We start from the raw sequence: 24,039 nt of genomic DNA, 5'->3' as shown, positions 1-24,039 counted from the left end.
GAGCCGCCGCCTTGAGCGGAACCGCTGGGGCTTGAACGGAGCCGCCGCCCTGGCGGCCGGAGCCGGTGCGCGCAGTGAGCCCGCCGCCCCGAACCGCCCGCCGTCCGCCGGGCCATGAGCGGGACACGTCCCGGCCGCCCGGTGACGCATCATGGCCGTGTGCGACTCGAACCGATCACCTGGGACCGGCTCGCCGACCTTCTGGCCGAGCGGCTGCTCGACCTGGAGCCCGGCGACAAGCCCGGCGACGGCAGCCCCTGGCCGCGCGTCGCCTTCGACGGCGCCCCGGCGGCCCGGCCCGGGGACCTCGCCCAGCGGGTCCACGAAGCTCTGCGCCTGCGTGGCCGCCCCTCCCTGGTCGTGGGCACGGAGGGCTTCCTGCGCCCCGCCTCCGTCCGGCTGGAGCACGGCCACCGCGACGTGGAGGCCTACTACGACGGCTGGCTCGACACCGGGGCGCTGTGGCGAGAGGTCTTCGGACCTCTCGAACCCGGCGGCGACGGCCGCGTGCTGCCCGATCTGTGGGACTCCGGGACCGACCGCGCGACGCGCAGTCCCTATGTCCGACTCCCGCCGGGCGGGCTGCTGTTGCTGCACGGGCCGCTCCTGCTGCGGCACTGGTTCCCCTTCGACCTGACCGTTCATCTCCTCCTCTCCCCGGGCGCCCTGCGCCGCCGCACCCCCGAGGCCGACCTCTGGACCCTGCCCGCCTTCGAGCGCTACCACGCCGAGACCGACCCCGCCGGAACGGCCGACGTCCTCGTCCGGGCGGACGATCCGCGCCACCCGGCGTGGAGCGGCTGATCACCTCGACTCCCTCCCGGCCGGGACCGGCCGGGCGTCCGCCCACCCGCCGCCGAAGGACGGCGAGGTCCGCGTGAGCATCGCCGCCACGCCGGCGGCGCTTGCGCCGAAGGGCGTCGCGTCGTGCCGCGGAGGATCGCCGGCCCTTCGGTCCGAGCGCCCCGCCCTGCGGTCCGAGCGCCCCGCCCTGCGGGCCGAGCCCCCGCCCCGCCCTGCGGGCCGAGCCCCCGCCCCGCCGCGGGCCGAGCCCCCGCCCCACCGTCCGCACCCGCGGGTCACCGGGGCCGCGAGGTCGCCTCCGCCCGGGCCCGCCCGTTCTCGGACTCCGGCTCCGGGTGCGGGTGCCGGAGGGCGCGGCCAGAATGAAAGGGCGCCGGGACCAGCGGTGCCCCCGCGCCGCGCCGGCCACCCCGGCACCGGGAGGTACCTCATGACCACTGCCGGAGACATCATGCACCGCGGTGCCCAGTGGATCCCCGCCCACGAGACCCTGGACCGCGCCGCCCAGCTGATGCGCGAACTGGGCGTGGGCGCCCTGCCCATCAGCGACGAGAACGAGCGGCTCTGCGGCATCCTCACCGACCGCGACATCGTGGTGGGCTGCGTGGCGATGGGCCACGACCCGTCCAGGGTCACCGCGGGCGAGATGGCCCAGGGCACGCCGCGCTGGATCGAGGCGGACGCCGACATCGGCGAGGTGCTCCGGGAGATGGAGGACCACCAGATCCGCCGCCTCCCCGTCATCGAGAACAAGCGCCTCGTCGGCATGATCAGTGAGGCCGATCTGGTCCGGAACCTGTCGGAGGACCAGATCGCCGAGTGGGCCGAGCGGGTCTACGCGAGGGGCTGACGCCCGCCCGGGGTCAGAGCCAGCCGTTGCGCCGGAAACCGCGGTACAGCACCAGGCACGCCAACGATATGACGCCGATGACCATGCCGTAGCCGTACCGCCAGTGCAGCTCCGGCATGTGGTCGAAGTTCATGCCGTACATCCCGCAGACCATCGTCGGCACGGCGACGATCGCCGCCCACGCGGTGATCTTCCGCATGTCCTCGTTCTGCGCGACCGTGACCTGGGCGAGGTGGGCCTGGAGGATCGAGTTGAGCAGTTCGTCGAAGGCCGCGATCTGCTCCGCCGCGCGCAGCTGGTGGTCGGAGACGTCGCGGAAGTACGCCTGTATCTCCGGGTCCACCACCCGCATCGGCCGGGCCGCGAGATCCAGCAGCGGCCGGCCGAGCGGAACCACGGCCCGCTTCAGCTCCAGCAGCTCCCGCTTGAGCTGGTAGATGCGGCCCGGATCGGCCCGGGCGCCGTCCTCCGCGAAGACGTCCGTCTCCACCTGCTCGATGTCCGCCTGGACCGCCTCGATGACGCCCAGGTAGTCGTCGACGACGTTGTCCGCGATGGCGTGCAGCACCGCCGAAGGCCCTTTGACGAGCTGCTCCGGGCGCGACTCCAGGTCCTCGCGCAGGGGGCCGAGCGAGCCGTGCCGGCCGTGGCGCACGGTGATCGCGAAGTCCTCACCGACGAACACCATGATCTCCCCGGTGTCCACCACCTCGCTGGTGGCCGTGAGCTCCTCGTGGTCGACGTAGCAGACCGTCTTGAACACCGCGAACAGCGTCTCGCCGTACCGCTCCACCTTCGGACGCTGATGTGCCTCGACGGCGTCCTCGACCGCGAGCGGATGCAGGTCGAACAGCTCGGCGATCCCCGCGAACTCCTGGACCGTCGGCTCGTGCAGGCCCAGCCAGACGAAACCTCGGCCGCTCTTGCGGGCCCGCTCCACCGCGTCGGCCAGGTCGCCGCCGAGGGGGACCCGGGCGCCCCCCTCGTACGCCACGCAGTTCACGACCGAGGAACCCAGCGGCGAGCGGGCCGGGTGGCTGAGGTCGACGCGCCGGCGCCGCCGGGCCAGCCGGGCCACCCTGCGGAGGCCGCCGGCCCTGCCGAGACTCGTCACCTTCCGCAGATTCCCTGCCATGGACATCTGCATCTCCTCGCGTGGATCCTCACGTCGCGTTCCCGCGCCTGTCGCGCCAGTGTGCCAGGGCTGCGCGCAGGGCGGGGAAGCCTGTGGGAGGTGCCGGTTCCGCTTCGTTCCCGCCTGTGGACAACGGGACTTCGGGCGGTTCCGGGAGCCCCGGAGCGTCGACCGTTCCGGACAAGTAGGACAAGTGGGATGATCGCCGTATGACGCTCACCGATGCGAATCTCCTGGACCACCGGCAGGCCGGGGTGGCGGAACGGTCGGCCGCCCTCGCCGCCCTTTTCGACCCCACGACGTTCCGGCACCTGGAACGGTTCGGCGTCGGCCCGGGCTGGCGTTGCTGGGAGGTCGGCGCGGGCGGCACCACCGTCGTCTCCTGGCTGGCCAAGAAGGTCGGCCCGACCGGCAAGGTCGTCGTGACCGGCCTCGACCCCGCCTGGGCCGCGGTGCCCGCCCGTCCCCCGGTGCAGATCCGCCTCCACGACGTGAGCGCCGAGGAGCCGCCGGGGGAGGACTTCGACCTCGTCCACGCCCGGCTGGCGCTCGCCGAGGTGCCCGACTGCGTCCGTGCGCTGCGCTCGATGGCGAAGGCGCTGCGCCCCGGCGGACGACTGCTGGTGGAGGACGTCGACCTCACCCTGCAGCCGCTGGTCTGCCCCGACGAACACGGCCCCGAGCACCAGCTCGCGAACCGGCTCCGCCAGGGGCTGCGCCAGCTCCTCGCCGGACACGGCGCGGACCTCGCGTTCGGACGCTGCCTCCCGCGGCTGCTCCGCGCGGCCGGACTGCGCCGGGTCGAGGCGGACGCGTACTTCCCCGTCACCTCGCCGGCCTGCGCCGCGCTGGAGGCCACGACGACCCGTCAGATCCGCGACGAGCTGATCTCCGCGGGCCTCGCCACCGCCCAGGAGATCGACCGTCACCTCGTGAACATCGCCTCCGGCACCATGGACCTGGCCGCGCCGCCGATGATCTCGGCGTGGGGGCGCGCGATGTGACAGGGCGCCGCGGAAGCCGCGCCCCCGGCCACGGATCACCCCGGCACCGGCGGCCTGCCTCCCACCCGCTCGACCGCCCGGGCCCCCGCCGCACAGCCCGCCCGCGCCGCCGCCTCCGGGTCCGCGCCGGCGACGAGCGCCGCGAGGAACGCCCCGGTGAAGGCGTCACCGGCGCCCGTGGTGTCCCGGGGTGTCGCCGGCACCGCGGGGACATGCGCGGTCACGGCTCCGCGCCGGGCCAGCAGCGCACCGCCGGCGCCCTGCTTGACCACCACCAGGGGGACGCTCCGGCTCAGTTCCGCCGCCGCGGCCGCCGTGTCGCGCCGCCCGGTCAGCAGACAGGCCTCGTCCCGGCTGGGCAGCAGCACCTCGACGCCGTCGACCAGCGTCAGGAAACGCTCGGTTCCCAGCTCCTGGAGGAAACCGGCCGACGCCGGGTCCAGACTCACCGGCACTCCACGCGCGCGAGCCGCCGCCAGGGCCACCGCCACCAGCGCCCGGCTCGGCTCGGAGAACAGCAGGTAGCCCGACAGGTGCAGACGCACGACACCGTCGAGCAGCGCGTCCGACCAGTCACCGGGGCCCAGCCGCAGGGAGGCCCCGCTGTCGGTGAGGAACGTCCGCTCGGCCGCCGCCCCCGTGTCGACGAGGCAGATCACCGTCCCCGTGGGCGCCTCGGCATCGACGACGAGCCGCGCGCTCACCCCGCACCCGGCCAGCTCCCGCTCGTGCCAGGCGGCCGCATCCGCCCCGACCCGGCCGAGGAACCGCACCTCCGCGCCTCCCGAACGGGCCGCCCAGCAGGCCACGTTGGCACCCGCCCCGCCGGGCACCGTGCGCACCGCGGCGGCCGTGTCCGTGCCCGGCGCCAAGGGACCGCCGTACCGGGCGACGACATCCGTGATCACGTCCCCGGCCACCAGCAGCGCACCACCCCCGCGGGACGCCGTCCCCCTCGTGCCCCCGGCCGTGCTCACGCCCCGGCCCAGGCCGCCGCGATCCGTGCCGCCAGCCGTACGTTGCCCCGCACCGCCGCCAGGTTCGCGCTCAGCGAGGCGCCCTCGGTGTGCCGCACCAGGTGGTCCAGGAGGAACGGCGTGACCGCCTGGCCGGTGATCCCCGCCGCCTCGCAGGCGCGCAGCGCGTCGGCGAGCACACGCGCGTGCAGCTCGGGATCCAGCTGCTCGTCCTCCGGCACCGGGTTGGCCACGACCAGCGCCGACTCCGGCAGCCGCAGCGCGTCCTGAGCCCGCATCACCTCCGCCACCTGCCGTGGACTGTCCAGCGTCCAGTCCACCGGATGCCCGGAGTCGGACAGGTAGAAGCCGGGGAACCGGTCCGTGCCGTATCCGGCCACCGCCACGCCCAGCGTCTCCAGCCGCTGCAGGGTCGCGGGCACGTCGAGGATCGACTTGACCCCCGCGCAGACCACCGTGATCCGGGTGCGGGCCAGCAGGCCCAGGTCGGCCGACTCGTCCTGGGTCACCGTCCACTGCCGGTGCACCCCGCCGAGCCCGCCGGTGGCGAACACCCGTATGCCCGCGCGGGCCGCGAGCAGCGCGGTCGCGGAGACCGTCGTCGCCCCGCTCGCCCCGCTGGCGGCGGCGAGGGCCAGATCGCGGTGCCCCAGCTTGCGGATCCCCTCCTCGTTGGCGATCCGCTCCACCTGCCCCTTGTCCAGGCCGACCCGCGGCCGCCCGTCCAGGACGGCGATCGTGGCCGGAACGGCGCCCTCCTGCCGTACGGCCTCCTCCAGTTCCAGGGCCACCCGGAGATTGCGCGGGCGCGGCAGCCCATGGGCGATGATCGTGGACTCCAGGGCCACCACGGGGCGACCCGCGGCGACCGCCTCCCGTACCTCTTCCGACACCACCAGGGTCACGCGACTGCCTCCTGTCCGTCGGTCCTCCCTCATCCCTGGCGGCCGGCGCGCCCGCTCAAACGCGTACGGCCGGTGGAGGCGCCGCCGGCCCGGGCGCGTCACCATGCCGGCCCGGCCCGACGAGCGCGGGCCACCCGTCAGAACAGCGGCTGGGGCAGCACGCCCTCCAGGGCCAGCAGCCTCCGCTTGGTCTCCAGGCCGCCGCCGAAGCCTCCGATCCCGCCGTCCCGCTCGACGACCCGGTGGCAGGGCACGACGACCGGGAGCGGATTGGCGCCCATCGCGGCCCCCACCGCCTGCGCCGCGCCGGGCTGGCCGACCCGGTTCGCGAGATCGCCGTAGCCCACGACCGTGCCGTAGGGCACGCCGGCCGCCAGTTCGCGCAGCACCTGGCGGTTGAAGCCGGAGATCAGCGACCAGTCCAGCGGCAGGTCGAAGTCCTGCCGCCGGCCGGTGAGGTAGGCGTCGACCTGGCGTATCGCCTCGGCCAGCAGCGGCGATCCGGGTGCCTGGACGGGCTCGGTCCCCAGCCGGGACGCGAGCCGCCCCAGCGCCTGGTCACGCACGGCGTCGGTGGCGTGGAACACCACGTTGACCAGTCCCTCACGGGTCGCGGCCAGGAGCAGCGGGCCGATGTCGGTGCCGATCACCGTCCACACGACATGCCCGCCCCGGCGCTCGTCCCACCCGTCACTGCTCATACGCCCCACCGTACGGCCCCCCACTGACAACGCCCGCCGCCCGCCCCGGGCCCGCGAGGGTCCACGCCCCGGGCCCGCGGTCCCCGGCCCGTCCGTCACTCCCCGCGCAGCGCGTCCCGCACCACGTCGGGCCGGTTGGTGATGATGCCGTCCACCCCGTACGAGGCGACCGTCCGCGCGGTGTCCGCCGAGTCGACCGTCCAGGCGGACACCCGCAGCCTGCGTCCGTGCGCCCCGGGGACGGCGTGCACGGAAGACACGTAGCCGGTCGACAGGGCGCCGTACGGGGGATTGATCTGGTCCACGAACACCGCGTACCCGGGCAGCTCCGCCACGGGCGGCGAGCCGAGGAACCCCGTCCGGACGGCGGGGCAGAGGGCGTGGACCGTCCGCATGCTGTCCGCGCTGAAGCTCTGCAGCACGAGGCGGGCCGTCACATGCGCCCGGTCGAGCCAGCCCTCGTTGGCGAGGACCTTCAGCGTGTCCCGCTCGATGCCCGGGTACAGCTCCGGCTTCTTGATCTCCAGGAGCAGCTTCTGGTGGTGGGACTCGACGCGGCGCAGATACTCCTTCAGCGTCGGCACGCGCGCGCCCGCGTACGCGGGGCCGAACCAGCTGCCGGCGTCCAGGCGGGCGATCTCGGCCGCGGTGAAGTCCTTCACGTGCCACGGTGCCCGGTCGGGGAAGACCGTCTCGACGTCGGTCGTGCGCCGCAGGCTCTCGTCGTGGACCACCACGAGCTCGCCGTCCTTGGTGCGCTGGACGTCGTTCTCCACCCATGCGATCCCCAGCTCGGCCGCCTTGTCGACCGCGGCGAGCGTGTTCTCGGGCGCGTAGGCGGAGGCCCCCCGGTGGGCGATGACGGCGGGCCGCTCCACAGCGGCTTCGGCATGGGCGCCGGGCGCCGGGAACAACAGGGCGGCGGCCCCCAGGAGCGCGGCGGTCGTGGCGGTGGCTGCGCGCGGCTGCATGCGTACTCCTCGTGTCGAGCGATCACGGACAGCTCAACTCTGACAGCAGAGGGTCGACGTGAGGCGAGCACGGGGTGGCCACGGCTCGAACGGCGCTGTCGCAGCCCCCTCACCGGGGCCGCACAAGTGGGGTGGGGGCGTGTTTCTTTGCCGGAATATCGTTCGACCATTCCGGTGGGAGTCATACTCTCTGCCTCAACCCCGGCCGCTCGGGCGGTTGTGGGAAGGGGTGCGTTACAGGGCATTCAGGGACGGAAGAGGGCGGAAGGGCAGCCGCGCATGCAAGGCACGGTCGACGGATTCAGCTACGGTCTCGTCACGCCGCTGGTGGCCTATCTCCTGGCCTGCCTGGGCGGCGCACTCGGCCTGCGCTGCACCACCCGGTCCATGCTGGTGGCCGGATCCTGGCGTCCCGGCTGGCTCGCCCTCGGCTCGGCGGCCATCGGGTCCGGCATCTGGACCATGCACTTCATCGCGATGATGGGGTTCACCGTCGAGGAGGCGCCGATCCACTACGACAGGGCGACGACCTTCGCCAGTCTGGCCGTCGCCATCGTCATGGTGGGCATCGGCATCTTCATCGTCGGGTACCGGGGCGCCACCGGAACGGCCCTGTTCACCGGCGGCACCATCACCGGCCTGGGCATCGCGTCGATGCACTACCTGGGCATGGCCGGAATGCGCCTGGACGGGCAGCTGGAGTACAACACCCTCACCGTCGCCGCCTCGGTCGTCATAGCGATGGCCGCCGCCACCGCCGCCCTCTGGGCGGCCGGGCAGGTCAGGGGGTTCCTGTGGAGCATCGGCGCGAGTCTCGTCATGGGCCTCGCGGTCAGCGGCATGCACTACACCGGCATGGCCGCCATGAGCGTCCACCTGCACGGCACGGCCACCCCCGGCACGGGTGACTCGCCGGCGGCTCTGCTCGCCCCCATGCTGATCGGCCCGCTGGCCTTCCTCTGCCTCGCGGGCGTGGTGGTGCTGTTCGACCCGCTGATGGTCATGGGGAAGCCGGACTGGCCGCGGCCGGAGGACAAGCCGGGCGTCCCGGCCCACGTCCCCGTGCACCACCGGGGCGCCCGCTTCACGGCGGGTGCCCGCCGCCGGCCGGCCGGCCGGCGTGCCCGCACCCCGCAGAACCGCTGACCTCCGGCCGCCCGCCCGGTGCCGCCGGCCGGGCCCCCGCCCCCGCGCCCGGGCCCGCCCCGCGGAGCGTCGCGAGGCATGTCACGCTCACGGGAACCGCTGATCGGAACCGGTTGTCAGTGGCGGGTCGTACGGTGGATGACATGCGGCCCGTTTCCCAGATCGAACGTACGGTGGCGCCCTTCGAGGTCGTCAGCCCCTACCAGCCGAGCGGCGACCAGCCGGCGGCCATCGCCGAGCTCGCCCGGCGCATCGAAGCCGGCGAGAAGGACGTGGTGCTGCTCGGCGCGACCGGCACCGGCAAGTCGGCCACCACCGCGTGGATGATCGAGAAGCTCCAGCGCCCCACCCTGGTCATGGCACCGAACAAGACGCTGGCCGCCCAGCTGGCGAACGAGTTCCGCGAGCTGCTGCCGAACAACGCCGTCGAGTACTTCGTCTCGTACTACGACTACTACCAGCCCGAGGCCTACGTCCCGCAGTCGGACACCTACATCGAGAAGGACTCCTCGATCAACGAGGAGGTCGAACGCCTGCGCCACTCCGCGACCAACTCGCTGCTCACCCGCCGTGACGTCGTCGTGGTCGCCTCCGTGTCCTGCATCTACGGCCTGGGCACGCCCCAGGAGTACGTCGACCGGATGGTCCCCCTGCGGGTCGGCGACGAGATCGACCGGGACCAGCTCCTGCGCCGCTTCGTGGACATCCAGTACACGCGCAACGACATGGCGTTCACCCGCGGCACCTTCCGGGTCCGCGGCGACACCATCGAGATCTTCCCGGTCTACGAGGAGCTGGCCGTCCGCATCGAGATGTTCGGCGACGAGATCGAGGCGCTCTCCACCCTCCACCCGATCACCGGCGAGATCGTCAGCGACGACCGGCAGCTCTACATCTTCCCCGCCTCCCACTACGTCGCCGGCCCCGAACGCATGGAGCGGGCCGTCAACGACATCGAGAAGGAGCTGGCCGAGCGCCTGACCGAGCTGGAGAAGCAGGGCAAGCTCCTGGAGGCCCAGCGGCTGCGCATGCGCACCACCTACGACCTGGAGATGCTGCGCCAGATCGGCACCTGCTCCGGCGTCGAGAACTACTCGATGCACTTCGACGGCCGCGCGCCCGGCTCCCCGCCCAACACCCTGCTCGACTACTTCCCGGAGGACTTCCTCCTGGTCATCGACGAGTCGCACGTCACCGTGCCGCAGATCGGCGCGATGTACGAGGGCGACGCCTCGCGCAAGCGCACCCTGGTCGACCACGGCTTCCGGCTGCCCTCCGCCCTGGACAACCGCCCCTTGAAGTGGGAGGAGTTCCAGGAGCGCATCGGCCAGACCGTCTACCTGTCCGCCACCCCGGGCACCTACGAGATGTCCCGCTCGGACGGCTTCGTGGAGCAGATCATCCGCCCGACCGGTCTGGTCGACCCCGAGGTCGTCGTCAAGCCCACCGAGGGCCAGATCGACGACCTGGTGCACGAGATCCGCACCCGCGTGGAGCGCGACGAACGCGTCCTGGTCACCACCCTGACCAAGAAGATGGCCGAGGACCTCACCGAGTACTTCCTGGAACTCGGCATCCAGGTCCGCTACCTGCACAGCGACGTCGACACCCTGCGCCGCGTCGAGCTGCTGCGTGAACTGCGCGCGGGCGAGTACGACGTCCTGGTCGGCATCAACCTGCTGCGCGAGGGACTGGACCTGCCCGAGGTGTCCCTGGTGGCCATCCTCGACGCCGACAAGGAGGGCTTCCTGCGCTCCGGCACCTCCCTGATCCAGACCATCGGCCGCGCGGCGCGCAACGTCTCCGGCCAGGTCCACATGTACGCCGACAAGATCACCCCGGCGATGGAGAAGGCCATCGACGAGACCAACCGCCGCCGGGAGAAGCAGATCGCCTACAACAGGGCCAACGGCATCGACCCGCAGCCGCTGCGCAAGAAGATCAACGACATCGTCGCGCAGATCGCCCGCGAGGAGGTCGACACCGAGCAGCTGCTCGGCAGCGGCTACCGGGCGAAGAAGGACGGCCGCGGCACCAAGGCCCCGGTGCCCGCCCTCGCCGAGCACTCGGTCAAGGGGGCCACGGCCACCAAGACCAAGGCGGCCAAGGGCAAGGCGGCCAAGGGCAAGGCGCAGCAGACGGTGCCGACCGACCGTCCGGCGGCCGAGCTCGCCGAGCAGATCGAGGAGCTGACCGCCCGCATGCGGGCCGCCGCCGCGGACCTCCAGTTCGAGATCGCCGCCCGGCTGCGCGACGAGGTGTCGGAGATGAAGAAGGAGCTGCGCCAGATGAAGGAGGCGGGCCTGTCCTGACGGCCGCGCCGGGCCCCTGACGGCCCGGCGGCCCGCGGGGCGCGGACCCCGCCCGGATCCGCCGCCCCGGCCGCCCCGCGGGCCCCGCCACCGGCTGCGCTGTGTTGCAAGACCGACACAAAGTCAGGTCCGGGGTACGGCACTGTCAGTGCCCCTGCGTAGGGTTCAGGTCAACCGCGGCATCGCGGCAACAGGGGACTGTCCGAGAGGGGATACAGCGCGTGACCGTCAACATGACCAAGGGTCAGGCCATCAGTCTGCAGAAGAACGACGGCGGCAGCCTGACCGCGGTCCGTATGGGTCTCGGCTGGCAGGCGGCCCCGCGGCGCGGCCTGTTCGGCTCGCGCACCCGCGAGATCGACCTCGACGCCTCCGCGGTCCTCTTCGCGGACAAGCAGCCGGTCGACGTCGTCTTCTTCCGCCACCTGGTGAGCGACGACGGCTCGGTGCGCCACACCGGCGACAACCTGGTCGGCGGTGTCGGCCAGGGCGGCGACGACGAGGCGATCCTGGTCGACCTCCAGCGCCTCCCGGTCCACATCGACCAGATCGTCTTCACCGTGAACTCCTTCACGGGCCAGACCTTCCAGGAGGTGCAGAACGCGTTCTGCCGCCTGGTCGACGAGACCAACGGACAGGAGCTGGCCCGCTACACCCTCGCGGGCGGCGGCGCCTACACGGCCCAGATCATGGCGAAGGTGCACCGGGTCGGTGCCGGCTGGTCGATGACCGCCCTCGGCACCCCGGCCAACGGCCGCACCTTCCAGGACCTGATGCCGTCGATCCTGCCGCTGCTCTGACGCGGCCGGACAGCGGCACACCACACACCTACACGGCTACAGCAGGGGGACGAAGGCGATGACGGCCGAGCTGGTGCGGGGACAGAACCACCCGCTCTCCCAGGCCCGTCTGGAGATCAGGATCTCGGCCGGCACGCCGATCGTGGCCGCGGCCACGCTCGGCGACGAGAACGGGAAGGTCCACGGCGCGGAGCGGGTGGCCCACCCGGGCGCCCCCACGCTGCCCGGCCTGGAAGTCTCCCGCCAGGCCGCCGCGGACCACCGGCTCGCGGTGGACCTGAACGCCATGCCGGACACGGTCCACCGGGTCCATGTCCTGCTCGCCCTTCCGGTCGGCACCGCGGGCGGCCCCGGCCGCTTCGGTGCCGTCGCCGCCCCCTTCGTCGCCGTCACCGGCCTCGACGGCACCGAGATCGCCACCTTCACACTCACCGGCCTGGCGGCCGAGTCGGCCGTCGTCGCCCTGGAGCTCTACCGGCGGCAGGACGCCTGGAAGGTCCGCGCGGTCGGCCAGGGATACGCCGGCGGCCTCGCCGAGCTCCTCACCGACCAGGGGCTGCCCGAGGCTCCCCGGCTCGCCACGGCCATCGACGACGCGGTGGCGCGGGGCGTCGCCCGCTCGGTGGCCGCGCCCCCGCCGCGGCAGGCGGACGGCGACCGCACCCGGCACACCGCCGCCCCCGCCCTCGGCCCGCACCCGGACGGACCGCCGCACGGCACGCCGGGCCCCCACGGCGCCACCGGCCCGCTGCCCGCCTCGCCCGCGCACCCCGCCCCGGCGGACGCCCCCGGGCTCACCCAGCCGTCCGCACCCACCACCGGCGGCCCGATCGACTACCACCACCCGCGCCGGCGGAACACCGCCCCGCCCCCGCCCCCGCCGGCCGCGCCTGCGGCCGCACCCGGCGGGCCGGCGCGGCCCGTCGCGGGCGATGCGACCGGCTGGACGATGGACGAGCGGCTCTACAACCAGGTCTGGGGCATGTTCGAGGACCTGGCCCGGGCCACCGCCGCCTACCGCAGCGCCGTCGACTTCGCCGACTCGCGCATGGAGAAGGAACTGGAGCAGGTCCTCGCCGACCCGCGCAGCCGGATCGGCGGCCAGGCCGACGCGGCCCGGGAGGCGGCCCGCGCCAAGCACGCCCAGCTCGTCGGCCAGGCGCGCCAGGCCCTCGACCGGGATGTCGCCCAGCTCACCGCCGAGGCCGACGTCGTCGAGCCGGCCCTGCCCCCGGCGTACGCCCGCTGGGACAACCCCGTCTGGCACGGCTACCGGGTGCCGATGGAGCTGCCGATGGCCCTGCGCCTCGGCGATCTGCATCTGTCCGAGGCCCCCCAGCTGCGCATCCCCCTGCTGGTCAGACTGCCGCTGGAGCGCGGACTGTGGATCGACAGCGGGCGGACGGGCGCACCGGCCGGCTCGTTCACCGACGCGCACGACATGCGCAGCCTGGCGCTGGAGACGGCGGTCGCGCACGCGGCCCGGCTGCTCGCCGTCCACCCGGCGGGCGAATACACCGTGTACGTCATCGATCCCGCCGGCACGGGCGCCCGGGCGCTGGCCCCGCTGGTGCAGACGGGGGCGCTCGCGGCGCCGCCCGCGCTGGGCGCCGCCGGGGTGGCGGAGGTGCTGGCCAAGCTCACCCAGCGCGTCGACCTGGTGCAGATGGCGGTGCGCGGCGGAGCCGCCGACGCGCTGCCGCCGGACCTCGACACCTCCCAGCACCTGCTGGTGGTCAACGACTTCCCGCACGGTTTCGACGACCGGGCCGTGACCCAGCTGCGCTACCTCGCGGACGAGGGCCCCGCCGTCGGAGTCCATCTGATGATGGTCGCCGACCGCGAGGACGCCGCGGGCTACGGCCCGCTGCTCGACCCGCTGTGGCGTTCGCTGCTGCGCCTGACGCCGGTGCCGGACGACCACCTCGCCGACCCGTGGGTCGGGCACGCCTGGACGTACGAGCCGGCGCTGGTGCCGCAGGGGAGCCAGGTGCTCCAGCAGGTGCTCGGCCAGGTGGTGGCGGCCCGCCGCGCCTGGCGCCGCTGACCCCCGCCCAGCACCGGACCAAGGCTCGGTAAAGCCTCCTGATCAGGGACTTTGGCTCCTCCTTTACCAATTGCTTTACCTTTCCTTGGTGATTGGGTAGTCTTATCCGCACGGAGGGGAGTACTCCCTGACTGCTGCGGCGTACCCGTCAATACGGATCCGGCCGGATCCCGGGGCGTCGGCCCATCGTTGGGTGGAAGAGACCTCCGGCAGCGCGACGACGCTGACTCATCTGTTCGCCGCTACGTACTGCCGGAGGCGCAGTGGAAGTTTCCCTGACCCTGTGGGTCCTTACGGTCGTGGGCCTGGCCGCCCTGATCGCGGTCGATTTCTTCATCGGCCGCAAGCCCCATGACGTGTCCATCAAGGAAGCCGGGATCTGGACCGTCGTCTGGATCGTCCTGGCCGGACTGTTCGGCCTCGGCCTGCTCGTCTTCGGCGGCGGCCAGCCCGCCGGAGAGTTCTTCGCCGGCTTCATCACCGAGAAGTCGCTGAGCGTCGACAACCTGTTCGTCTTCGTCCTGATCATGGCGAAGTTCGCGGTTCCGTCGCAGTACCAGCAGCGGGTGCTGCTCATAGGCGTCCTCATCGCCCTGGTGCTGCGCGCGATCTTCATCGCCGCCGGCGCCGCGATCCTCGCCAGCTTCTCGTGGGTGTTCTACCTCTTCGGCGCCTTCCTGATCTGGACCGCCTGGAAGCTCATCCAGGAGGCCCGGGCCGATCAGGAGGACGAGGAGTACGAGGAGAACAAGCTGCTCAAGGCCGTCGAGCGCCGCTTCGGCGTGGCCGACCGGTACCACGGCACCAAGCTGTGGATCCAGGAGAACGGCAAGCGGGTCATGACCCCGATGCTGGTCGTGATGCTCGCCATCGGCACCACCGACGTACTGTTCGCCCTGGACTCCATCCCCGCGATCTTCGGCCTCACCCAGGACCCGTACATCGTCTTCACCGCGAACGCCTTCGCCCTGATGGGTCTGCGGCAGCTGTACTTCCTCATCGGCGGGCTGCTGAAGAAGCTGGTCCACCTGTCGTACGGCCTGTCGATCATCCTGGGCTTCATCGGCGTCAAGCTGGTGCTGCACGCCCTGCACGAGTCCGGTGTGCACGTCCCGGAGATCAGCATCCCGGTCTCCCTCGGCGTGATCTGCACCGTCCTGGTCGTCACCACGATCACCAGCCTGCGGGCCTCCAGGAAGCAGGCCGAGGCCGAGGCGGCGGACGAGCGGGCCGGCAAGGACAGCATCGACGCCTGACCCCTCGTCCCCCGACCCTGCACCCGGCACCGGGAGCGGCCCGCGGCGTCCTGCCGAGCTGCCGCTCCCGGTGCCGCGTCACGTCCACCGGATGCCAGGCACCCCGGCGGCCTCCGCGAGCCGACCCCGCGGGCAACCCCCGAGAGACCCCCAGAGGAGAGCGATCGATCCAGAGCGACACCGGGACCGAGTGACGAGCGGCAACGCGAGGAGGAGATGTGGCCATCGGCCGGAAGGACCACCTGACCAGCGGAAGCGGGACCGTCGTACGGCCCGGGGACCGGAATGCGAAGCCACGGTCCGTCTGCGACGATCGCCACATGGTCGCTCGGCTCAGGTCGCTCACGAACCGGTGGACCTTCCTCGTGCCGGTGCTCGCGGTGATCCTGCTGATCTTCACCTGGGGACGCGATCTGCCCGGCCCGGTCGTCGCGGTGGTGACCGCGGTGCTGGCCGGAGCGGTGCTCGCCGCCGTGCACCACGCCGAGGTGGTCGCCCACCGGGTGGGTGAGCCCTTCGGCTCGCTCGTCCTCGCCGTCGCCGTGACCATCATCGAGGTCGCCCTGATCGTCACCCTGATGGCGGACGGCGGCGACAAGAGCTCGACCCTGGCCCGCGACACCGTGTTCGCCGCCGTGATGATCACCTGCAACGGTGTCGTCGGCCTGAGTCTCCTGGTCGGCTCCCTGCGCCACGGCACGGCGGTGTTCAACCCCGAGGGCACGGGCGCCGCGCTCGCCACGGTCGCCACCCTGGCCACCCTGAGCCTGGTCCTGCCGACGTTCACCACCAGCAAGCCGGGCCCGGAGTTCTCCGGAGTGCAGCTCACCTTCGCCGCGCTCTCCTCGCTCGTCCTCTACGGCCTGTTCGTGACCACCCAGACGGTCAGACACCGGGACTACTTCCTGCCCATCACCCGTCAGGGCGAGGTGATCAGCCAGGACGACCACGCGGACGTGCCGTCCACGCGCACCGCCTGGATCAGCGTGGCCCTGCTCGGCCTCGCCCTGGTCGGAGTGGTCGGACTGGCCAAGGGCGTGTCGCCGACCATCGAGTCGGGCGTGGCGGCGGCGGGACTGCCGCACGCCGTGGTCGGCGTCGTCATCGCCCTGCTGGTGCTGCTGCCGGAGACCATCGCCGCCCTGCGCTCCGCCCGCCGCGACCGGGTGCAGACCAGCCTCAACCTGGCCCTGGGCTCCGCCATGGCCAGCATCGGCCTGACCATCCCTGCCGTGGCCCTGGCCTCCGTCTGGCTGTCGGGACCGCTCGTCCTCGGACTCGGAGCCACGCACATGGTGCTGCTCGCCCTGACAGTGGTCGTGGCCTCGCTGACGGTGGTGCCGGGACGGGCCACCCCGCTCCAGGGCGGTGTCCACCTGGTGCTGTTCGCGGCGTACCTGGAGCTGGCCGTCAACCCCTGACCGGCCCGCCGGTCCGTGCCCGGCCCAGCCGTTCCCTGCCCCGGCCCAGCCGTTCCCTGCCCCGGCCCAGCCGTTCCCTGCCCCGGCCCAGCCGTTCCCTGCCCCGGCCCAGCCGTTCCCTGCCTCGGCCCAGCCGCTCCCTGCCGGCCGAGCCGCTCCGTGCCCCGGCCCAGCCGCGCCGAAGCCGGCGCCGTCAGTCCATGACCGGCGCCGGCTTCGGCGCGGCCGCCGGTGCCGGGCGGGTCTCCGGCAGCAGCACGAAGCACCCGAGGCTGAGCAGCGCGATCCCGGTCAGATAGGCCCCGACGGCCCACGGCACCCGGCCGCCCTGCTCGGCCAGCGCGGTCGCCGCGATCGGGGTGAGCGCGCCGCCGAGCACACCGCCCAGGTTGTAGCCGACGGCGGCGCCGGTGCAGCGCACCCGGGGCTCGTACAACTCGGGCAGGTAGGCCGCGATCACCGCGAACATCGTGATGAACGAGAGCATCGCGCCGAGGAACCCGAGGAACATCAGCAGCGGCGCACCGGTGGCGAGCAGCGCGACCATCGGGAACATCCACAGGGCGGCGGCCGTACAGCCGGCCAGGCACATCGGCCGGCGCCCGTACCGGTCGCCGAGCACCGCCGCGACCGGGGTGAGCGCGCCCTTGATCACCACGGCGGCCATCACGCAGGCCAGCATGACGCTGCGGCCGACCTCCAGCCGTTCGGTGGCGTAGGCGAGGGACCACGTGGTCACGGCATAGAAGATCGCGTAGCCGACGGCGAGCGCGCCGGCGGTGAGCAGGACCAGCCGCCAGTGGTCGCGCACGACCTCGGCGATCGGCACGCGCGCGGGTTCCTCGATCTCCAGGAAGCGGGGGCTCTCGGCGAGCGACGAGCGCAGCCACAGCCCCACCACGGCCAGCACCCCGGCCGCCCAGAACGGCACCCGCCAGCCCCACTGGGCGAACTGCGCCTCGGACAGGGTGGCCGACAGGGCCAGCATCGAGCCGTTGGCGAGCAGGAAGCCCACCGCGGGCCCGACCTGCGGGAAGCTCGACCACAGGGCGCGCCGCTCGGCGGGCGCGTGCTCGGCGGTCAGCAGCACGGCCCCGCCCCACTCCCCGCCGAGGCCCAGCCCTTGCAGGAAGCGCAGGACGACGAGGAGCAGCGGAGCCGCCGTCCCGATGGTGCCGTACGTCGGCAGGCAGCCGACCGCGACCGTGGAGGCCCCCGTCAGCAGCAGCGAGGCGACGAGGACCGGCCGTCGTCCGTGCCGGTCCCCGATGTGCCCGAAGAGCACCGAGCCGAGCGGGCGGGCCACGAAGCCGACCCCGAACGCGGCGAACGCCGCCAGGGTGCCCGCCAGCGGCGAGACGGTCGGGAAGAACAGCGGTCCGAGGACCAGCGCCGCCGCGGTCCCGTAGACGAAGAAGTCGTAGAACTCGATGGCCGTGCCGGCCAGGGCGGCGGTCGCGAGCCGCAGCATGGAGGGCGCCCTTACGGTGCGTACGTCGTGCATGCCGCGACAACTACCCACCGTGACAGCCGGTTACGGGGGCGCGCGGAGGTGCCGGTGCGCGTCAGTACGTGACCGTGATGCGCCGGGCCGGGCCGTCGACGCGCACGGTACCGCCGTACGGGATCACCACCTGCGGATCGGTGTGCCCGAAGTCCACATCGAAGACGACGGGGGTGCCGGGGGCGTACGCGCGCATCGCGCTCAGCACGGCCTCGCGCTGGTCGGCGGCGTAACGGGCGGCCTCCTCCGGGCTGTTGGGCCGCTCGAAGGACCAGGTCTTGGCCCGGGCCATCAGCAGCGCGGAGAAGCGCCCCAGCAGGCCGCGCTCACCCATGTTCCGCAGGGTGCGGAAGACCTCCGCGGCGCTCGGCAGCTCCTCCGAGGTCTCCAGGAACAGCACGTCGCCCTCGTACTCCTCCGGCTCGGCGATCTCGCGGTCGGCCATCAGCAGCCAGCCGAGGATCTCCAGGTTGCCGCCCCAGCCCCGGCCCTCCACCACCCGGTCGGCGTTCACCCAGGTCCAGCCGGTGCCGGGGCGGCTGGGCGGCTCCTCGTCGAAGGTGGCGGGGTCGGCCCAGTCGCGGTCCACGTCGTTCCAGCGGTCGGCGGGGCGCAGCTCGTACGGACCGGAGGTGAACAGGGCCGCGCGCAGCGAGTCGGCGGTCTGCGGGTTCATGGCGCCGGGGCGGCCCAGCTCGACCATCACGCTCGCCCCGTGGTAGCCGACGATGCCCGTGTTGCGCAGGAAGGCCAGCAGATTGGTGTTGTCGCTCATGCCGATGAACGGCTTGGGACGGGCGCGGATCAACTCCCGGTCCAGCAGCGGCAGCACGGTGATCTGGTCGTCGCCGCCGATGGTGGCGATCACCGCCTTGACGTCCGGATCGGCGAAGGCGGCGTGGAGGTCGTCGGCCCGTTCCGCGGGCGTCGCGCCCGGCTTCCGCGTCGCCGGGTACTCGACCGGTTCGAGCCGTACTCCTCGCGCAGGCGGCGCAGGCCCAGTTCGTAGGGGAGCGGGAAGAGGCCGGGCAGGCCACTGGCCGGCGAGACGACGGCTATGCGGTCACCGGGGGAGGGCTTGGGCGGGTACACGGGTGTGATCATGACGGGAGGGTAGGGCCGGTCGCCCGCGCGCGCACCGTGATAAACCGGGGGCGAGCGGCGGTCCCGCCGGACCGCCCCCGACCGGACCGGAGGAACAGTGCCCCGCACCCTGGCGAACGCCCCGATCATGATTCTCAACGGCCCCAACCTGAACCTCCTCGGGCAGCGCCAGCCGGAGATCTACGGATCCGAGACCCTCGCCGACGTCGAGGCGCTGTGCGCCGAGGCGGCGGCCGCGCACGGCGGCACGGTGGACCTGCGCCAGTCCAACCACGAGGGCGAGCTGATCGACTGGATCCACGAGGCGCGGCGGAACCACTGCGGGATCGTCATCAACCCCGGTGCCTACACGCACACCTCCATCGCCCTCCTCGACGCGCTGAACACCTGTGACGGCATGCCGGTGGTCGAGGTCCACATCTCCAACATCCACAAGCGGGAGTCGTTCCGGCACCTCTCCTACGTCTCCCTGCGCGCGGACGGCGTCATCGCGGGATGCGGGGTCCAGGGCTACGCGTTCGGCGTGCAGCGGATCGCCGCGCTGCTCGGACCGACCCGTACGGATACCTGACGCCTGGCCCGGCCGCCGTCCCGCGCCGACACGCCTCACCCCCGGGCGCCGCCCGCCGCCCGCACGAACGCACGACGCCCGCCCCCGTCCCGCCCCGCTCCGGTCCCGCACGGCGCTCACAGGCGCCCCGCCTCGACGACGCGCCGCAGGAAGCTCCGTGTGCGCTCCTGACGCGGGTCGCCGAAGACCTGTTCGGCGCTGCCGCGCTCCAGCACGACTCCTCCGTCCAGGAAACAGACCTGGTCGGCGACCTCCCGCGCGAAGCCCATCTCGTGCGTCGCCAGCACCATGGTCATGCCGTCGTCCTTGAGGTCGCGGACGACGGCCAGGACCTCGCCCACCAGCTCCGGATCCAGCGCCGCGGTGATCTCGTCGAGCAGCAGCAGCCGGGGCCGTACCGCCAGGGCGCGCACGATGGCCACCCGCTGCTGCTGGCCACCGCTGAGCCGGTCCGGGTACGCGCCGGCCCTGTCGCCCAGCCCCAGCCGCTCCAGCAGTTCCCGGGCCCGTTCCTCCGCCTCCGCGCGGGGCACGCCGTGCACGCGGCGCGGGGCGAGGGTGATGTTCTCCAGCACCGTCATGTGCGGGAAGAGGTTGTACGCCTGGAAGACCACGCCGATCCGGCGCCGTACCGCGTCCTGGTCCACACGCGGGTCGGTGATCTCCTCGCCGTCCAGCCAGATCGCCCCGTCGTCGATCTCCTCCAGCAGATTCGCGCACCGCAGCAGGGTCGACTTCCCGGACCCGGAGGCGCCGATCAGGGCCGTCACCGTGTGCGGAGCGACCTCCAGGCAGACGTCCCGCAGCACGACCGAGCCGCCGAAGGTCTTGCGGACGGACTCCATCCGCAGCACCGGGGCGCCGGGGGCCTCGCTCATGTGGCTCCTCCCTGGGCCCGCCGGCGCTCCGTCCGGGCCGTCACCCAGTCCGTGAGGCGGGTCATCGGAATGGTCAGCGCCACGAACACCAGGCCCGCGACGATGTACGGCGTGTAGTTCAGGCTGCGGCCGACGATGATGTCCGCCGCGCGCACGGCGTCCACCGCGCCGCCGATCGACACCAGGCCGGTGTCCTTCTGGAGCGACACCAGGTCGTTCAGCAGCGGCGGCACCTGCCGGCGCACCGCCTGCGGCAGCACCACGTGCCGCAGCGCCTGCCGGCCGGTCAGGCCGAGCGAGCGGGCCGCGGCGCGCTGCGAGGGGTGGACGGACTCGATGCCCGCGCGGAACACCTCCGCGACGTACGCCGAGTACGTCAGCGTCAGCGCGGTCCCGCCCAGCAGCACCGGGTCGACGGTCACCCCCTGGAGGCGCAGCGCCGGGACGCCGAGGACCACGATCATCAGAGTGATGATCAGCGGCAGCCCGCGGAAGAAGTCCGTGTACGCGGCGGCCAGCACACGCAGCGGGAGGAACACCGGGCCGCGCAGGGTGCGCGCGACGGCGACGAGCATGCCGAGGACCAGCACGGCGGCCCCGCACACCAGCAGCAGCCGGACGTTCAGCCAGAGCCCTTCGAGCACCTTCGGGAAGGCCTCACGCGCGTAACCCCAGTCGAAGAAGGTCTCCCTGGTGCGCTGCCAGCCCGGCGCGTTCACCACGACCAGGTACAGCACGACGCCGGTCACCAGGGTCGACAGCGCCGCGACGGCGGTGGCGCGGCGCGCGCGGGCCCGCTTGTACCGCTCCCGCTCCAGCCGGCGCTCCGACGGGACGTACGGGTCCTCGGTGCCCCGCGCGTCCTTCGCGAGGGTCACTTCAGCACCGGGGCGTCGACGGCGTCGGACAGCCACCGCTGCTCCAGTTCCGCCAGGGTGCCGTCCCGGCGCAGCGCCTCCACGGCGGCCGTGACGCACCCGGTGAGCGCGCTGCCCTTGTCGAGCACGAGCCCGAACTGCTCCCGCGCGGAGCCCCGGTTCTCGAACTGGCCGACGATCTCGGCGTCCGTCACCTCGGCCGCGGTGATGTAGAAGGCGGTGGGCAGGTCGGTGACGACGGCGTCGACCTGACCGTTCCGCAGCGCCGACTTCGCCTGGTCGTTCCTGGCGTAGACGGCCGCCGGCCGCTCGGGCCGCACCACGTCCTCGATGTACCGCAGGCTCGTGGTGCCGACCTGCGCGCCCAGCGTGACGTCCTTGAGGTCCGCGACGCTCTTCGCCTTCGCCGCCTTGGAGCCCTTCAGCGCGATGACGGCCTGGCGCACGTCGTAGTAACCGGCGGAGAAGTCCACCGCCTTCCTGCGCTCGTCGCTGATGGAGACCTGGTTGATGTCGAAGTCGAACGTCTTCGCGCCGGGTGCGAACGCCTTGTTGAAGGGCACGCGCTGCCAGACCACGGCGCCCTTGCCGTACCCGAGCCGCTCGGCGACGGCGTACGCCACCGCGGACTCGAAGCCCTCGCCGCTCGCGGGATCGCCGTCCCGGAACCACGGCTCGTACGCGGGTTCGTCGGTCGCGATCGTGAGCCTGCCGGGGGTCTTCGTCGCCAGTTCGCCCTGGACGCAGCCGTTCCCCGGGGACCCGGACGGTCCGGTGGCCGTGTCCTCCTCCGGCTGCGGGGCACAGGCGACGGCGGTGGCGAGCAGGGCGACGGTGACGGCGGCGACGGCGCGGCGGGGCGCGCGGTGGACGGATCGCATGGCGGGAGACTGGCAGTGCGGACCGCGTTTGTCGAGGTCACGCCAGTGAGTGTCCGCATGGTGGGAACGGGTGTTGCGCGCGTGTGAACGGGCGCTGCCACAGCGGGCCTTGGGCCGCCGGCCGAGGGCGGGAGGAAGGGACCGGCGGCCCGTGCCGCGCGGGAGCCGTCGTCCCGCGCGGGGCTGCCTCCAGTGGACCGCGCGACCGCGTGCGCCGGGAGCGCGCACGGGGCGCCGGAGCGTGCAGTCGGTTCACACGGGGCGCGCGTCGAGCGGCGCACGCCCCGGCCCGGCCCCGCCTTCGCGGGCGGTGTTCACCACCCGCGCCGGTGCCACTCCGGCAGGTGGGGACGCTCCGCGCCCAGCGTGGTGTCGTCGCCGTGCCCCGGATAGACCCAGGTCTCGTCCGGGAGGACGGCGAAGAGCTTCGTCTCCACGTCGTGGATGAGGCTGGCGAACGCCTCCGGGTCCTTGTGCGTGTTCCCCACGCCGCCCGGGAAGAGGCAGTCGCCCGTGAACACATGGGGGTGGCCGTGCGGGTCGTCGTAGACGAGCGCGATCGAGCCGGCTGTGTGGCCCACGAGGTGGCGCGCGGTCAGCTCCACCTGTCCCACCCGGATGACGTCCCCGTCGTCGACCAGGACGTCGGTCGGCACGGGGATGCCCTCGGCGTCGTCCCGGCCCGCGTACGTGCGGGCCCCGGTGGCGGCGACGACCTCGGCGAGAGCCTGCCAGTGGTCCCCGTGCCGGTGGGTGGTGACGACGGAGGCGATGCCGTCGTCACCGATCATGCCCAGCAGGGTCTGTGCCTCGTTGGCCGCGTCGATCAGCAGCTGCTCGTCGGTGGCCCGGCAACGCAGCAGATAGGCGTTGTTGTCCATCGGGCCGACCGCGATCTTCGTGATCATCAGGTCCTTGAGCTCGTGCACGTCCGCCGGGCCGCCGACCGTCACCTGTCCGCTGTACGTCATGGCCGTCAGTCTAGGGCGGCGGACCCGCCCCGGGCAGTTCGCCGGCCGGGGTCACAGCGGGGGCAGGGCGGGCAGCGGACCGCCCTCCACCGTCAGCGCCGAACCGTCGCGCCGGCCGGCCAGCCAGCCCAGCAGATCGGCTCGCGGGCCCCGCACGGTGACCTCGGGGGCGTCCGCGTCCCGGCCGGTGCGCCACGCGCGCGTGCCGTCCGTCAGCCGGGTCGGCGGGACGTCCGGGTGCCCGGCGAACCGGTCGGCGAGGAAGCCGATCTCCCGCTCGGTGAACTCCGCCGGCAGATCCTCCAGCTCGTATCCGACGCCCAGGTCCACGTGGTGCAGCTCGACCTCCACCCACCGCCGGAACGGCACCCGGGACGCGGTGTCGGTGACGCCGTTGCGCAGCTCCACGGTCCGCGACCAGTCCGCGGGCGCCGCCCCCGCCTCCTGGAACCGCTCACCGCTCGCGCGGACGTCGGTGAGCTGCTCCGCGAGGGGGCGCGGGGCGTCCCGCTCGATGTCGGCGTCCCGGGCCTCGGCGGAGGCGTACATCGGACGCCCCTCCAGGACGTTCACGAGGGCGTCCGCGTTGCGGGCGAGATGGGCGAGGACATGGCCGCGGCTCCAGCCCGGCAGCCGTGACGGTTGCGTCACGTCCGCGTTGTCCAGCTTGGCGGCTGCGCTCAGCAGCCGATCGGTCGCCTCCTGTACAGACGCCAGGTCACGCACGTGATCAATCATGGGGCCGACCCTAGCCGCACCACTCCTTCGGGTGAAGGCGGCGGACCAGGACCGTTAATCGAATGCACGTGCTATATGGTCGGTGACGGCGTCGGGCATGCTGGATGGTCGGGGATTGTTATGCGACCGGGAAATCCGACCGGCGTTGTCAGTGGCTCCCCCTAGTCTGAGAAGGACGGGGGCCC

21 protein-coding genes and 1 pseudogene are annotated in these 24,039 nt (G+C 73.0%); 10 read left to right on the top strand and 12 right to left on the bottom strand.

Annotated elements, in window-relative coordinates; translation table 11 throughout:
- Positions 1–114: 114 nt before the first annotated feature.
- Both SGLAU_RS08795 and SGLAU_RS08790 read left to right on the top strand, forming a co-directional pair.
- Positions 115–804: a uridine kinase gene (locus SGLAU_RS08795; RefSeq protein WP_208868897.1), complete on the top strand. Its 690-nt coding sequence runs from the start codon at positions 115–117 to the stop codon at positions 802–804.
- Between the two features lie 430 nt (positions 805–1,234).
- Entirely contained in the window at positions 1,235–1,654 is a 420-nt protein-coding gene (locus SGLAU_RS08790; RefSeq protein WP_052414067.1) for a CBS domain-containing protein, read from the top strand.
- Between the two features lie 13 nt (positions 1,655–1,667).
- On the opposite strand, the gene SGLAU_RS08785 is transcribed toward SGLAU_RS08790, so the two are convergent.
- Positions 1,668–2,795, bottom strand: coding sequence for a magnesium and cobalt transport protein CorA (locus SGLAU_RS08785; protein ID WP_043506415.1), 1,128 nt, complete (start codon positions 2,793–2,795; stop codon positions 1,668–1,670).
- A gap of 203 nt (positions 2,796–2,998) precedes the next feature.
- Between SGLAU_RS08785 and SGLAU_RS08780 the strand changes: the two genes are divergently transcribed.
- Positions 2,999–3,793, top strand: coding sequence for a methyltransferase domain-containing protein (locus tag SGLAU_RS08780; RefSeq protein WP_043499889.1), 795 nt, complete (start codon positions 2,999–3,001; stop codon positions 3,791–3,793).
- Between the two features lie 35 nt (positions 3,794–3,828).
- Here SGLAU_RS08780 and SGLAU_RS08775 read toward each other — a convergent pair whose 3' ends face one another.
- From SGLAU_RS08775 to SGLAU_RS08760, 4 genes are all read right to left on the bottom strand, one after another.
- Positions 3,829–4,782, bottom strand: coding sequence for a carbohydrate kinase family protein (locus tag SGLAU_RS08775; protein WP_078958031.1), 954 nt, complete (start codon positions 4,780–4,782; stop codon positions 3,829–3,831).
- Positions 4,767–5,675 (bottom strand): pseudouridine-5'-phosphate glycosidase, encoded by a 909-nt coding sequence (locus SGLAU_RS08770; protein ID WP_043499888.1) that lies wholly within the window; start codon positions 5,673–5,675, stop codon positions 4,767–4,769. The genes SGLAU_RS08775 and SGLAU_RS08770 overlap by 16 nt, the downstream gene beginning before the upstream one ends.
- 137 nt (positions 5,676–5,812) lie before the next feature.
- On the bottom strand, positions 5,813–6,376 hold the full coding sequence (locus SGLAU_RS08765) for a methylated-DNA--[protein]-cysteine S-methyltransferase (RefSeq protein ID WP_043499887.1): 564 nt from the start codon (positions 6,374–6,376) through the stop codon (positions 5,813–5,815).
- 95 nt (positions 6,377–6,471) lie between these two features.
- Positions 6,472–7,347, bottom strand: a complete 876-nt coding sequence (locus SGLAU_RS08760; RefSeq protein ID WP_043499885.1) for a glycerophosphodiester phosphodiesterase — start codon at positions 7,345–7,347, stop codon at positions 6,472–6,474.
- A 279-nt stretch (positions 7,348–7,626) separates the two neighbouring features.
- On the opposite strand from SGLAU_RS08760, the gene SGLAU_RS08755 reads away from it, so the two are divergent.
- The 6 genes from SGLAU_RS08755 to SGLAU_RS08730 all read left to right on the top strand — a co-directional run bounded on the left by SGLAU_RS08755 (position 7,627) and on the right by SGLAU_RS08730 (position 16,329).
- On the top strand, positions 7,627–8,493 hold the full coding sequence (locus tag SGLAU_RS08755) for an MHYT domain-containing protein (protein WP_043499882.1): 867 nt from the start codon (positions 7,627–7,629) through the stop codon (positions 8,491–8,493).
- 143 nt (positions 8,494–8,636) lie between these two features.
- Complete coding sequence (gene uvrB / locus SGLAU_RS08750) at positions 8,637–10,805, top strand: excinuclease ABC subunit UvrB (protein WP_043499881.1); 2,169 nt, start codon at positions 8,637–8,639, stop codon at positions 10,803–10,805.
- Positions 10,806–11,026: 221 nt separating this feature from the next.
- Positions 11,027–11,605, top strand: coding sequence for a TerD family protein (locus tag SGLAU_RS08745; protein WP_043499878.1), 579 nt, complete (start codon positions 11,027–11,029; stop codon positions 11,603–11,605).
- A gap of 58 nt (positions 11,606–11,663) precedes the next feature.
- The gene (locus SGLAU_RS08740) at positions 11,664–13,652 is read left to right on the top strand and encodes a TerD family protein (protein WP_043499877.1); all 1,989 of its coding nucleotides are present in this window, start codon (positions 11,664–11,666) and stop codon (positions 13,650–13,652) included.
- 263 nt (positions 13,653–13,915) lie between these two features.
- Entirely contained in the window at positions 13,916–14,908 is a 993-nt protein-coding gene (locus SGLAU_RS08735) for a TerC family protein (protein WP_043499875.1), read from the top strand.
- A 320-nt stretch (positions 14,909–15,228) separates the two neighbouring features.
- Positions 15,229–16,329, top strand: coding sequence for a calcium:proton antiporter (locus SGLAU_RS08730; RefSeq protein ID WP_043506412.1), 1,101 nt, complete (start codon positions 15,229–15,231; stop codon positions 16,327–16,329).
- 193 nt (positions 16,330–16,522) lie between these two features.
- Here SGLAU_RS08730 and SGLAU_RS08725 read toward each other — a convergent pair whose 3' ends face one another.
- Together SGLAU_RS08725 and SGLAU_RS08720 are read right to left on the bottom strand one after the other, a co-directional pair.
- Positions 16,523–17,800, bottom strand: a complete 1,278-nt coding sequence (locus SGLAU_RS08725; protein ID WP_043499872.1) for an MFS transporter — start codon at positions 17,798–17,800, stop codon at positions 16,523–16,525.
- Positions 17,801–17,894: 94 nt separating this feature from the next.
- A pseudogene (locus tag SGLAU_RS08720) lies at positions 17,895–18,937 on the bottom strand (S66 peptidase family protein).
- Between the two features lie 97 nt (positions 18,938–19,034).
- On the opposite strand from SGLAU_RS08720, the gene aroQ reads away from it, so the two are divergent.
- On the top strand, positions 19,035–19,508 hold the full coding sequence (aroQ, locus tag SGLAU_RS08715) for a type II 3-dehydroquinate dehydratase (RefSeq protein ID WP_043499871.1): 474 nt from the start codon (positions 19,035–19,037) through the stop codon (positions 19,506–19,508).
- A gap of 116 nt (positions 19,509–19,624) precedes the next feature.
- On the opposite strand, the gene SGLAU_RS08710 is transcribed toward aroQ, so the two are convergent.
- The 5 genes from SGLAU_RS08710 to SGLAU_RS08690 form a co-directional block, all read right to left on the bottom strand.
- Entirely contained in the window at positions 19,625–20,386 is a 762-nt protein-coding gene (locus SGLAU_RS08710; RefSeq protein WP_043499869.1) for an amino acid ABC transporter ATP-binding protein, read from the bottom strand.
- Positions 20,383–21,264 carry an amino acid ABC transporter permease gene (locus SGLAU_RS08705; RefSeq protein WP_043499868.1) on the bottom strand — a complete coding sequence of 294 codons (882 nt, stop codon included), beginning with the start codon at positions 21,262–21,264 and terminating at the stop codon, positions 20,383–20,385. The genes SGLAU_RS08710 and SGLAU_RS08705 overlap by 4 nt, the downstream gene beginning before the upstream one ends.
- Positions 21,261–22,145 (bottom strand): ABC transporter substrate-binding protein, encoded by an 885-nt coding sequence (locus tag SGLAU_RS08700; protein ID WP_043499866.1) that lies wholly within the window; start codon positions 22,143–22,145, stop codon positions 21,261–21,263. The genes SGLAU_RS08705 and SGLAU_RS08700 overlap by 4 nt, the downstream gene beginning before the upstream one ends.
- A 314-nt stretch (positions 22,146–22,459) precedes the next feature.
- Entirely contained in the window at positions 22,460–23,116 is a 657-nt protein-coding gene (locus SGLAU_RS08695) for an MBL fold metallo-hydrolase (RefSeq protein WP_043499864.1), read from the bottom strand.
- 51 nt (positions 23,117–23,167) lie between these two features.
- Positions 23,168–23,854 carry a maleylpyruvate isomerase family mycothiol-dependent enzyme gene (locus SGLAU_RS08690; protein ID WP_043499861.1) on the bottom strand — a complete coding sequence of 229 codons (687 nt, stop codon included), beginning with the start codon at positions 23,852–23,854 and terminating at the stop codon, positions 23,168–23,170.
- Between the last annotated feature and the right edge of the window lie 185 nt (positions 23,855–24,039).

The sequence above is a fragment of the Streptomyces glaucescens genome (genome assembly GCF_000761215.1).
In the GTDB taxonomy this organism is placed as follows: Bacteria; Actinomycetota; Actinomycetes; order Streptomycetales; family Streptomycetaceae; genus Streptomyces; species Streptomyces glaucescens_B.
The sequence above is the reverse complement of the archived record's forward strand: the minus strand, read 5'-3'. Positions and strand labels throughout refer to the sequence as shown.

Coding starts and splice junctions, on each gene's coding strand:
- SGLAU_RS08795 (WP_208868897.1), top strand. CDS start 115: ATGAGCGGGACACGTCCCGGCCGCCCGGTGACGCATCATGGCCGTGTG.
- SGLAU_RS08790 (WP_052414067.1), top strand. CDS start 1,235: ATGACCACTGCCGGAGACATCATGCACCGCGGTGCCCAGTGGATCCCC.
- SGLAU_RS08785 (WP_043506415.1), bottom strand. CDS start 2,795: ATGTCCATGGCAGGGAATCTGCGGAAGGTGACGAGTCTCGGCAGGGCC.
- SGLAU_RS08780 (WP_043499889.1), top strand. CDS start 2,999: ATGACGCTCACCGATGCGAATCTCCTGGACCACCGGCAGGCCGGGGTG.
- SGLAU_RS08765 (WP_043499887.1), bottom strand. CDS start 6,376: ATGAGCAGTGACGGGTGGGACGAGCGCCGGGGCGGGCATGTCGTGTGG.
- SGLAU_RS08760 (WP_043499885.1), bottom strand. CDS start 7,347: ATGCAGCCGCGCGCAGCCACCGCCACGACCGCCGCGCTCCTGGGGGCC.
- SGLAU_RS08755 (WP_043499882.1), top strand. CDS start 7,627: ATGCAAGGCACGGTCGACGGATTCAGCTACGGTCTCGTCACGCCGCTG.
- uvrB (WP_043499881.1), top strand. CDS start 8,637: ATGCGGCCCGTTTCCCAGATCGAACGTACGGTGGCGCCCTTCGAGGTC.
- SGLAU_RS08740 (WP_043499877.1), top strand. CDS start 11,664: ATGACGGCCGAGCTGGTGCGGGGACAGAACCACCCGCTCTCCCAGGCC.
- SGLAU_RS08730 (WP_043506412.1), top strand. CDS start 15,229: ATGGTCGCTCGGCTCAGGTCGCTCACGAACCGGTGGACCTTCCTCGTG.
- SGLAU_RS08725 (WP_043499872.1), bottom strand. CDS start 17,800: ATGCTGCGGCTCGCGACCGCCGCCCTGGCCGGCACGGCCATCGAGTTC.
- SGLAU_RS08710 (WP_043499869.1), bottom strand. CDS start 20,386: ATGAGCGAGGCCCCCGGCGCCCCGGTGCTGCGGATGGAGTCCGTCCGC.
- SGLAU_RS08700 (WP_043499866.1), bottom strand. CDS start 22,145: ATGCGATCCGTCCACCGCGCGCCCCGCCGCGCCGTCGCCGCCGTCACC.
- SGLAU_RS08695 (WP_043499864.1), bottom strand. CDS start 23,116: ATGACGTACAGCGGACAGGTGACGGTCGGCGGCCCGGCGGACGTGCAC.
- SGLAU_RS08690 (WP_043499861.1), bottom strand. CDS start 23,854: ATGATTGATCACGTGCGTGACCTGGCGTCTGTACAGGAGGCGACCGAT.